This is a genomic window from Halorussus pelagicus, from assembly GCF_004087835.1.
Taxonomy (GTDB): Archaea; Halobacteriota; Halobacteria; order Halobacteriales; family Haladaptataceae; genus Halorussus; species Halorussus pelagicus.
Map to the genome: position 1 here is coordinate 2,309,916 of NZ_CP035119.1, position 8,901 is coordinate 2,318,816.

Sequence of the window (8,901 nt, forward strand, 5' to 3'; positions counted from 1 at the left end):
GTCTGGGACTGGAACGCTGATAGCTGGTCGGTGCGACAGAACGAGTACGGCCCGCGACGGGGTGCCACACCGCCGAAGACCTGTCAGTAACCGCGTTTTGTGCGTTTCAGACCCGAAAAACCGACCGACCCGACGCTGGCCGAGGACGCGAAAATGGCCGCGGCGGCGTCGGAGTGCATACCCGTTTCACTTTTCGCCGAGGACTTAACGCTTGCGTCGGGGGCGACACCTGCCGACCCCAACGCCCGAGAGTGGGTTTTATCCTTCCCAGGGCCGAACGGACGGTTAATGCTCGTTCTCGGAGACGCCCACGCCGACGATCCCGACAATCGGCGCGCGCTGTTCGCCGCCTATCGGGAGACCGACGCGGACGTTGCGCTGCAGTTGGGCGACCTACTCTACTACGACCTGCCGATTCCGACCTACTTCATCGCCGGTAACAACGAGGAGTTTGACATCATCGACGCGCTCCGACACGGCCGCGTCGAGAGTTCCGACGTGACGAACGCCTTCCTGATAGCGGACGAGGCGGTCGAAATCGACGGCCTGCGCGTGGCGGGCCTGTCCGGCAACTACGCACCGACTCAGTACGAACGCCCGCGGCCGAACCTACAGGGCGAGCGCCGCCGCCACTTCGTCCGCGAGGATGTGGAGGCGGTCAAGCAGTTAGACGACGTGGACGTGTTGCTCACCCACGAAGCGCCCCACGGCCTGCCGGTCTCGGAGTCCTACGAGGTCGGCTGTGAGTACATCGACGAACTGATAGAGGCGGTCGAACCGCGCCTCTGTCTGGTCGGCCACCACCACGAACACGCCGAGACGACGTACGGCGACACGCGAGTCGTCGGTATCGCGTCGGTGGACAAGCGGTACTACGAACTCGACCCTGCGACGCTGGAACTGACCTCGCACCCGACGCCGCCGTCGTGAAAAACTGAAAATTAGGAATTGGACGATGGGTCGTCGGCGAGCGGCCGTGGCGGAACTTTATACCGCAGGGGGTACCAAACATCCTCTATGACCGAAATTCACCCGCACCAGCGGGTCGCCGTTCTTGCGGACGCTCAAAACCTCTATCACACCGCCCAAAGCGTCTACAGCCGAAACATCGACTACTCCGCGCTCCTCGAAAAATCCGTACAGGACCGCGAGCTGACTCGCGCTATCGCCTACGTGATTCAGGCCGACAGCCCCGACGAGGAACGGTTCTTCGAGGCGCTCGGGGACATCGGCTTCGAGACGAAAATAAAGGAACTCAAGACGTTCGGCGACGGGTCGAAGAAGGCCGACTGGGACGTGGGCATGAGTCTGGACGCGGTGACGCTCGCCAACCACGTCGATACCGTCATCCTCTGTACCGGCGACGGCGACTTCTCGCGGCTCTGCTCGCACCTCCGTCACGAGGGCGTGCGCACGGAGGTCACGAGTTTCGCCGAATCGACTTCCGAAGAACTCATCGAGGCCGCCGACGCCTTCGTCGATATGTCCGAACGACCGGACACATTCTTACTCTGAAAAACGAGTCTCGCCGCGTTCGCCGTCTCAGACGGGGCGTCCGTCCTCGTTGGCGGTGCCACTGAGGAGCGCGCCTGCCGCCATGACCAGCACCGCGACGGCCGAGAGGAGGTATGTCGGGAACGTCTGGATGGTGGCGATTGCGAAGACGACTGCGCCAGCCAAGACGACGAGTGCGAGACCGAGGTTTGCTTTCATCGTAAGCGCGGGTAGTTGCTCCAAGGATATAAATCAAACCGTAACCGCCGATAAACTGAACAATAAATAGTTAAATTGTTTCTCGGTAACTCGGTTCGAGTTACCGAACCTCACACTTGGGACGACGAGAACGAAGCCTTTTCGCCGCGCCGCGCCAACTCGCGGCCAATGAGTACGAGCGAGACCGACGACCTCCCGCGACTCCGGACGACCGCCGACTACCAGTTCGGGGCGGGCGTCGGCGCGGCGCTGTTTCCCGACGACGAAGACCTCGAAATCAAGCGTTCCTCGTCGGGGCGACCCCAGCAGGTCATCGCCGACGCCGGGCGACTCGTGACCTACGGCACCGACGGCCGGTTCACCCTCGGACTGGAGGGCGGTCGCCGGGTCGCCGCCGCACTCGACGCCCCGGCGGGCCGGGTCGTCGTCGGCGACGAGAGCGAACCGTTCGTCCGGGACGGCAAGAACGTCTTCGCAAAGTTTGTCGGCGCAGTCGGCCCGGAGATTCGGCCCGGCGACGAGGTCGCAATCGTCCACGAAGAGGGGTCGGTCCTCGCCGTGGGTCGGGCCGAACTCTCGGCCGACGCGATGGCCGATTTCGACACCGGGATGGCCGTGATGGTCCGCGAGGCCGCAGACGAGTAGTTCCGAGTCGGGCACCTGCTTTGCTCCCGACCCGGTCGCCCTCGGTGGCGGTCCGCCAACCTTATTTCTTCACGCTCCGACGAACCGAGTATGTTCGGAGGAGGCGGCGGGGGTCTCGACCCTCGTAAGATGCAGCAGATGATGAAGCAGATGGGTATCGACGTTGACGAACTCGACGCCGAGGAAGTCGTCATCACGAAGAGCGATGGCGAGCAACTCGTGTTCGACAACCCAGAAATCACGATTATGGACGCCCGCGGTCAGGAGACCTATCAGGTCGTCGGCGAACCCGAGACTCGCGGCGCGGACGAGACCAGCGCGGTCGAATCCGGCGACGAGAGCGGCGGGAGTTCGGGTATCCCCGACGAGGACGTGGAAATCGTCGCCCAGCAGGCCGGAGCCAACGAAGACGACGCGCGCGAGGCACTCGAAGCCACCGACGGCGACCTCGCGGCCGCGGTCGAGCGGCTACAGTGACCGTTCTGCTGGTTCACGGCGACCGCGAGTATCTGCGGGAACCCGGCGAGGAACTCCAGACCGACCTCGGCGTCCTCGACGTTCCCGAGGACGCCGAACCGGGCCAAACGCTGGAGACCCATCTGGGCGAACCGTTCGAGGTCCGCGGGTTGCGCGGTCCCGACCTGTTCAACCACTTCGAGCGCACCGGCGCGCCGATGATGCCCCGTGACGTGGGTCTCATCGTGGGCCATACCGGCGTCGCGGCGGGCGACCGCGTGCTGGACGCCGGAACCGGAACCGGCGTTCTCTCGGCGTATCTCGGCCGGATGGGCGCGAACGTGACCACCTACGAGCGCGACGCCGACTTCGCCGTAACTGCCCGCGAGAACATGGAACTGGCCGACGTGGCCGATTCGGTTGACGTGCGCGCTGGCGACCTGACCGCGGAGTTGGACGGCGAGAGCGACGCGGACCTCACCGGGTTCGACGTGCTGACCCTCGACACGGAGGACGCGCCCGAAATCGTCGCTCGCGCGCCAGACGTGCTGGTTCGGGGCGGCTACGTCGCGGTCTACTCCCCGTTCGTCGAGCAGACCCGCGAGACCGTACAGGCGGCCCGCGAGGTCGGGCTTTCGGACGTGGAGACGTTCGAGACCATTCAGCGTCGGATGGACTTCGACGACCGAGGGTCGAGACCCTCGACGGCGGGCGTCGGCCACACGGGCTACTTGACGTTCGCGCGGCGACCCTGACCGACCGGCGCTCAATCGCACCCTGTTTTTGGATAGACTCGACGTTGGCGCGCGCAGTCGGCGCATAACAAAGCCAACGGTCGCCCTTCTGGCGGACGACGCATGTCCGAGACACTATCGGTCGCGCTTCTGGTTCGCGGTCCCGACGTTCCGGCGTGGCAGGCCCGCGCGGTCGAGACGATGCTCGCGCGGACCGACGCCGAGGTGACGACGGTCGTCGAGTGTACCGAATCGACCGGTGGCAAGGCGGGCGGTCTCGACCACTACCTCGACCGCGTCCGGAAGTACCCACTCTGGACGCCGGTCGGCGCGGCGGTCAAACTCGGCGACACACCCGCTCACCAGCGACCGCGTGCGGTCGCGGACATCGCCGGAATCGGCGACCCCGAGACGCTGGCGGTCGCTCCCGAACCGGCCTCGGACTTCGGCAACGTCCTCCCCGACCGCGCGGTGGAAGTCGTCGGCGAGACCGACGTGGCGATTCGCTTCGGGTTTGGCGTCCTGAAGGGCGACGTACTCGACGCGCCCGAATACGGCGTCCTGAGCTTTCACCACGGCGACATCCGAAAGTACCGCGGGATGCCCTCGGGCTTTTGGGAGTTTCTCCACGGCGAGGACGCCGCGGGCGTGACCCTCCAGCGACTCACCGAGACGCTCGACGGCGGGTCCATCGCGGCCTACGAACCGGTGGACCTCTCTGACGCTCGAACGTGGGCGGAGGTCCGCGAGCGCCTGTTCGCCGTCTCGGACGACGTGCTGGTGACGGGTATCCGGAACGTCGCCGCGGGCGTCGCCCCCGAGTCGCCCGACGAACTCGGCGATCTCTACTCGCTTCCGGAGGGCGGCGACGTGCTGAAGTACGTTCTCAAAGAAAGCAAGGGCCGGGTCCGGCAGGTCGTCGGGTAGTGCGGCGAAGACCTCCACAAACCATGTCACAGAGAGTCGGAGACTCGCGCACAAGTGATTCTACCGCGAGCGCCGACGGCGCTCGCCGACCGAGCGCAGTAAAACGTCGCTAGTTGTCGTCTTCCCTCCACTTATGGTCACATTCCGTACAGATAAAGAAGCGTGTCTCGCTCTCGTCGGCCGCGCGAATCTGTTGCATGTACCAGCGAGCGCGGTCGTTGCCACACTCCGGGCAGTGGGCCTCGGTCGTCGGGAGCGCGCTCTCCTCGTCGCCCTGATTGGTCTCGATGACCTCGCTGGCCTCTTGGTCCTCGGTCACGACGTAGCTGGCCTCGGGGTCCTTCGGCGTCTTGTTGCCACAGCTTCCGCAGACCCAAAGCTCGTCCTCGGCCTTCATCATCGAACCGCACTCGTCACAGAACTCCATTGTTGTCACGCCGTAACCGACCCGGCAAGTTAAGCGACGTGTTTCGCCTCACTCGCGCGCTGACCGACGACTGGCGACGGCTTTTCCGCCGGAGTGCCGACGACCTCGCTCCCTTATCCCTCGCCCTCCGACTGGTACGGCTCGCCCACCGCCTCGCGGGGCAGGACGTTGTTAATCTCGGACTGGAGTTCCTCGTTCGAGTCGAACTCCTCGGCCGGGGTCCCGGCGATTAGCTCCCCCAAGTTGCGCTCGCCGTCGGCGAGCAGCACCGTCACGTCCTCGAACTCGCTCGCGGCCGCCTCGCGCGTGGCCGGATACGACAGGTCGTCGAGGACCGATTCGATGTGGCTGAGTTTGACTTCCCGTGCCATACGACCGCTACGGCGAGTCGGTCCTTCAGTGTTGTCGGCGGTTTCCCGCGGCCTCGGAGCAGCAAAAATTTGTGACGCGCGCCCGAACCCCTCGTTATGACCGAAGTCGTCGTCGCTGGCGGTGGACTGGCCGGACTGGTCGCGGCGCGTCGCCTCGCGGACGCGGGCGCGGACGTGCGACTCTACGAGCGCCACCACGACCTTGGTGGTCGAGTGCGGTCGCTCCGCCGCGACGGATTCGTCTTCGACCGCGGGTTTCAGGTGCTTTTCACCGCGTACCCGGCAGTTGAGCGGGAGTTGGACCTCGACGCGCTGGACCTGCGGTACTTCAAGCCCGGCGCGGTCGTCGCCCGCCCCGGTGAGCGTTCGACGCTCTCGGACCCTTTCCGGGACGTGGACGCCGCGCTGGAGACGGTCCTCAATCGGGACGTGACGTTCCGAGACAAGCTAAAGATTCTCCAACTCCGCCGGGAACTCGCCGACGAGTCCGACCGCGACATCTTCCGCGGCCGCGACGCGACCACCCGCGAGTATCTCCGCGAGCGAGGCTTCTCCGAGCAGTTCCTCGATAACTTCGCCGCGCCGTTCTACGGCGGCATCACGCTGGACCGGAGCCTCGAAACCTCGAAGAAGGTCTTCGAGTTCACGTTCAAGATGCTGACGGTCGGCCGCATCGCGGTCCCGGCCCGCGGGATGGCTGCGGTGAGCGAGCAGTTGGCCGAGGCCGCCCGCGAGGCGGGCGTCGAAGTCGTGACCGACGAGACCGTGACCGACCTCGACGCGAACGGCCACAGCCCGAAACTCGAACTCGGTCGGGACTCAACCAGCGCCGACGCCGTGGTCGTCGCCACCGACCCCAAGCAGGCCCGCGAACTGACCGGCGTCGAGTCGATTCCGACCGACGCGAAGGGCTGTGTCACTCAGTATTACGCCTTCGACGGTCCGGAACTCGACGCGGGCAAGCGCCTCTTGCTCAACGCCGAGTCCGACGCGCCCAACCAAATCGCACAGCTTTCGGCCGTCGCGCCCGAGTACGCGCCAGAGGACCGTAACCTCCTGAGCGCGACGTATCTCGGAGTGGCCGACGACCCCGAGGAGGACCTCGCGGACGAGACTGCCCGGACGCTCGATGCGTGGTACCCCGAGCGAAATCTCGACCTTGAACTTCTCCACACGAGCCGCGTCGAGTTCGCGCAGTTCGCCCAACCGCCGGGCGTTCACGGCCGCCTGCCCGATGTGGCCGCTCCGGCGGGACCGGTCTACCTCGCGGGCGAGTACACCGACGCCTCGTCGCTCAACGCCGCGATGGTGAGCGGTCGGAAGGCCGCGAACGCGGTGGCAGAGGATTTTGACTTGGAGTAGCGGGCGAATCGTCCGAACGAACGTTCCGCTCGAAAATTGACCAACTACTCCGGCGCGTGCGGGCGCGGCGCTCATGAGCGCCGCGCCTTTCCGCACGAGGTCTGCGCGAACGAACGTGAGCGCACGGCTCGGGAGACGCGGGTTGTCTCCCGGTGGACGAGCAACGCAGGCCGACGGCCGAGTAGCGCAGGCGGTTGGGGAGGCGTGAGGTCCGCTGTTGCGGTGCCGTGCGGTGGCGTGTCGTGGCAGTGCTGTGCGGTAACTCCTCGGAGTCGGCAGTAGCTAGCTTCTCCGTCGAAATAACCCCCGTCTCGGAGACGCACCTCGTCAGACCACGAACTCCGAAAAAGAACACGCCACGCTCTCAAAGCATCTTCCGAAACTCCCCGAGCGGCGGGAACGACAACTGCTCGCCCCTCTCGGCGTCCCACACGACCGGCCGAAGCGCCTCCGCATCCCGAACCAGCGGCGACTGGAAGTCGTCGGCCCACATCCCGTTGACCGTCGCGCCGGGCGCGAGGCGGTTGAACGCTGGCACCATCAGCACGTCACCGCCGCGATAGGTCCCCGGCCCGTACAGCAGACAGGGATGGCGCGTCCCCTCGATTTCGATGGCCGGGTGGTCGTGGCCGACGACGTAGCGGTCGGCCGACGCCTCCGGTGGGGCGTGGCCGTGGACGACCAGCGTGTCGCCGAGGCGGTACTCCTCGGCGGTCGGCACGGACGCGGGGGCGCTCGCTGCGGCGTCCGCCGACTCGTCGGCGAGGTACGAGTCGGCCACCGAGTCGAGTACCGGGTCGAGCATCGCGTCGTGGTTGCCCCGGACGACGACCAGTTCTGCGCCTGCGGCCGCGACGGTCTCACCGAGCGCGGCCACCGTCTCGGCGACGCCCTCCGGAACGCGGTCGAAGGCGTGGAGGAGGTCGCCCGCGACCACGACCTCGGCGGGCAAGAACTTCGCCAGCAGGTCGGCCAGTCGGTCGGTCAGGTCGGCGCGCTCGCCCAACGGAAGTTCGAGCGCCGAGTCGGCGTCGCGGCCGACGTGGAGGTCGGCGACGACGAGGGCGTCCTCGTCGGGGAGGTAGACCGCCTGGTCGCACAACTGCGCGTCCATCGGCGCGGTGTTGGGTCCGGTCGCTCTTCCGGGTTCCGATTGTCGGAATCGGACGCCTCAGCAAGGCTCCGCGTCGCGGTCGAGAAACGCGAGTCCCGCGACGAGGCGTTGGTGTCGAAGACGACGGTCGGAGGGCGCACGCGACCGTCTCGGCGCTCACCGAGCGAACGTTCGTCAGAGACACGCGACCTCCGGTTTTCACCCACTGACAGCCAGCTTGACGCCAAGATTTATATTCTGAAAGATTTTAATCCGACGTAGATAGTCGATGGCCGTCTACGACACTCCGACAGCGTCGGACAAGCGGGCAGCGTATCGGAAGTACGAAGACGGCGAGATAACCGAGGAAGAGGCCAGACAAGTCATTGGCGACGATTGGGAAGCGACCGTGACAGGAACGCTGATGGAAAAGAGTGTAGACGAGACGGACTGGGACGAGAAGTACGAAGACGATCTGGTGTTTTAGTCGCTATACTCGTCTCTCGAAGTGAGTATTCGGTAGAGTTTACACTGTGGATTTATTCGATTCGAAGTGATGGGTTCGTCGCACGTATTTCGACGATTATTCGACGCGAACGCTTTGGCGGCACTCGGACACTGTGAGCACGCCGAACAAGTGTTCACTTCGGTTCCGATGACGGTCACCGCGAACTGCTACAAGGAAATTCAATCTGGAAAAGACAACCGAGAGAAACCGTTTCCGTATCGAAACGGGGCGAAAACCGCGTACGAGTACGTCTCTGAGTACGAAAATTGGGAGAATATCGCCCTGTATCCGGCACCCGGTTCACCGCCCTACAATCAAAACAACGGCGGCGAGAAGTCGATTCGTATCGCACTCTTCACCACACCCGACACGTTCGACACCGTCGTGGGCTACGACGACGATTTGGGTCCGGTTTTGCGTCGAGTCCGCGAGCGCGGAATCGAGTTCGACGTAGTGCCCCCGAACGAACCGCTGTACTTTCTGTATCGAAAGGAGCGACTGACCAAAGAGGAATTTTGCGTGACGACACGAAATATCATCGATGAACAAGGGTGGCGAGAGTCGAGCAACGCCGACCTGTTCTGGCAGTTTCCGGTCGATTGTCACGGGTTCAGATAATCTCTATCAGTAGGTGCATCCGGTTTTCGGTCCCCATCGTTCCCGAT

13 protein-coding genes are annotated in these 8,901 nt (G+C 64.8%); 9 read left to right on the plus strand and 4 right to left on the minus strand.

The genetic code is table 11. From position 1 onward, the window contains the following. Positions 1-288: 288 nt before the first annotated feature. The gene (locus tag EP007_RS11595) at positions 289-930 is read left to right on the plus strand and encodes a metallophosphoesterase family protein (RefSeq protein ID WP_243700373.1); all 642 of its coding nucleotides are present in this window, start codon (positions 289-291) and stop codon (positions 928-930) included. 87 nt (positions 931-1,017) lie between these two features. Continuing rightward, positions 1,018-1,515 (plus strand): LabA-like NYN domain-containing protein, encoded by a 498-nt coding sequence (locus EP007_RS11600; protein ID WP_128477809.1) that lies wholly within the window; start codon positions 1,018-1,020, stop codon positions 1,513-1,515. A gap of 27 nt (positions 1,516-1,542) precedes the next feature. On the opposite strand, the gene EP007_RS17525 is transcribed toward EP007_RS11600, so the two are convergent. Continuing rightward, entirely contained in the window at positions 1,543-1,713 is a 171-nt protein-coding gene (locus EP007_RS17525) for a hypothetical protein (RefSeq protein ID WP_166035562.1), read from the minus strand. 168 nt (positions 1,714-1,881) lie between these two features. Between EP007_RS17525 and EP007_RS11605 the strand changes: the two genes are divergently transcribed. From EP007_RS11605 to EP007_RS11620, 4 genes are all read left to right on the plus strand, one after another. Then, on the plus strand, positions 1,882-2,358 hold the full coding sequence (locus EP007_RS11605; RefSeq protein ID WP_128477810.1) for a PUA domain-containing protein: 477 nt from the start codon (positions 1,882-1,884) through the stop codon (positions 2,356-2,358). A gap of 90 nt (positions 2,359-2,448) precedes the next feature. Beyond that, positions 2,449-2,835 (plus strand): nascent polypeptide-associated complex protein, encoded by a 387-nt coding sequence (locus EP007_RS11610; protein WP_128477811.1) that lies wholly within the window; start codon positions 2,449-2,451, stop codon positions 2,833-2,835. Then, complete coding sequence (locus EP007_RS11615) at positions 2,832-3,569, plus strand: tRNA (adenine-N1)-methyltransferase (protein WP_128477812.1); 738 nt, start codon at positions 2,832-2,834, stop codon at positions 3,567-3,569. Before EP007_RS11610 ends, EP007_RS11615 begins: the two co-directional genes overlap by 4 nt. Before the next feature lie 102 nt (positions 3,570-3,671). Beyond that, complete coding sequence (locus EP007_RS11620) at positions 3,672-4,475, plus strand: formyltransferase family protein (protein WP_128477813.1); 804 nt, start codon at positions 3,672-3,674, stop codon at positions 4,473-4,475. Positions 4,476-4,584: 109 nt separating this feature from the next. Here EP007_RS11620 and EP007_RS11625 read toward each other — a convergent pair whose 3' ends face one another. Beyond that, on the minus strand, positions 4,585-4,902 hold the full coding sequence (locus EP007_RS11625) for a transcription factor S (protein ID WP_128477814.1): 318 nt from the start codon (positions 4,900-4,902) through the stop codon (positions 4,585-4,587). A gap of 113 nt (positions 4,903-5,015) precedes the next feature. Continuing rightward, positions 5,016-5,273, minus strand: a complete 258-nt coding sequence (locus EP007_RS11630) for a DUF5789 family protein (protein ID WP_128477815.1) — start codon at positions 5,271-5,273, stop codon at positions 5,016-5,018. Positions 5,274-5,369: 96 nt separating this feature from the next. Here EP007_RS11630 and EP007_RS11635 point away from each other — a divergent pair, with 96 nt between their 5' ends. Next, positions 5,370-6,635: an NAD(P)/FAD-dependent oxidoreductase gene (locus EP007_RS11635; RefSeq protein WP_128477816.1), complete on the plus strand. Its 1,266-nt coding sequence runs from the start codon at positions 5,370-5,372 to the stop codon at positions 6,633-6,635. 364 nt (positions 6,636-6,999) lie between these two features. On the opposite strand, the gene EP007_RS11640 is transcribed toward EP007_RS11635, so the two are convergent. Then, complete coding sequence (locus tag EP007_RS11640; protein ID WP_128477817.1) at positions 7,000-7,749, minus strand: metallophosphoesterase; 750 nt, start codon at positions 7,747-7,749, stop codon at positions 7,000-7,002. Between the two features lie 268 nt (positions 7,750-8,017). On the opposite strand from EP007_RS11640, the gene EP007_RS11645 reads away from it, so the two are divergent. Together EP007_RS11645 and EP007_RS11650 are read left to right on the plus strand one after the other, a co-directional pair. Further along, positions 8,018-8,215 carry a hypothetical protein gene (locus EP007_RS11645; RefSeq protein ID WP_128477818.1) on the plus strand — a complete coding sequence of 66 codons (198 nt, stop codon included), beginning with the start codon at positions 8,018-8,020 and terminating at the stop codon, positions 8,213-8,215. Positions 8,216-8,383: 168 nt separating this feature from the next. Beyond that, entirely contained in the window at positions 8,384-8,854 is a 471-nt protein-coding gene (locus EP007_RS11650; RefSeq protein ID WP_128477819.1) for a hypothetical protein, read from the plus strand. The last annotated feature ends 47 nt before the right edge of the window (positions 8,855-8,901 follow it).

What these genes read in the sequence shown, in the direction of transcription:
- EP007_RS11645 (WP_128477818.1), top strand. Translation starts at nt 8,018, where the DNA reads ATGGCCGTCTACGACACTCCGACAGCGTCGGACAAGCGGGCAGCGTAT.
- EP007_RS11650 (WP_128477819.1), top strand. Translation starts at nt 8,384, where the DNA reads ATGACGGTCACCGCGAACTGCTACAAGGAAATTCAATCTGGAAAAGAC.
- EP007_RS17525 (WP_166035562.1), bottom strand. Translation starts at nt 1,713, where the DNA reads ATGAAAGCAAACCTCGGTCTCGCACTCGTCGTCTTGGCTGGCGCAGTC.
- EP007_RS11620 (WP_128477813.1), top strand. Translation starts at nt 3,672, where the DNA reads ATGTCCGAGACACTATCGGTCGCGCTTCTGGTTCGCGGTCCCGACGTT.
- EP007_RS11635 (WP_128477816.1), top strand. Translation starts at nt 5,370, where the DNA reads ATGACCGAAGTCGTCGTCGCTGGCGGTGGACTGGCCGGACTGGTCGCG.
- EP007_RS11630 (WP_128477815.1), bottom strand. Translation starts at nt 5,273, where the DNA reads ATGGCACGGGAAGTCAAACTCAGCCACATCGAATCGGTCCTCGACGAC.
- EP007_RS11600 (WP_128477809.1), top strand. Translation starts at nt 1,018, where the DNA reads ATGACCGAAATTCACCCGCACCAGCGGGTCGCCGTTCTTGCGGACGCT.
- EP007_RS11610 (WP_128477811.1), top strand. Translation starts at nt 2,449, where the DNA reads ATGTTCGGAGGAGGCGGCGGGGGTCTCGACCCTCGTAAGATGCAGCAG.
- EP007_RS11625 (WP_128477814.1), bottom strand. Translation starts at nt 4,902, where the DNA reads ATGGAGTTCTGTGACGAGTGCGGTTCGATGATGAAGGCCGAGGACGAG.
- EP007_RS11605 (WP_128477810.1), top strand. Translation starts at nt 1,882, where the DNA reads ATGAGTACGAGCGAGACCGACGACCTCCCGCGACTCCGGACGACCGCC.
- EP007_RS11595 (WP_243700373.1), top strand. Translation starts at nt 289, where the DNA reads ATGCTCGTTCTCGGAGACGCCCACGCCGACGATCCCGACAATCGGCGC.
- EP007_RS11640 (WP_128477817.1), bottom strand. Translation starts at nt 7,749, where the DNA reads ATGGACGCGCAGTTGTGCGACCAGGCGGTCTACCTCCCCGACGAGGAC.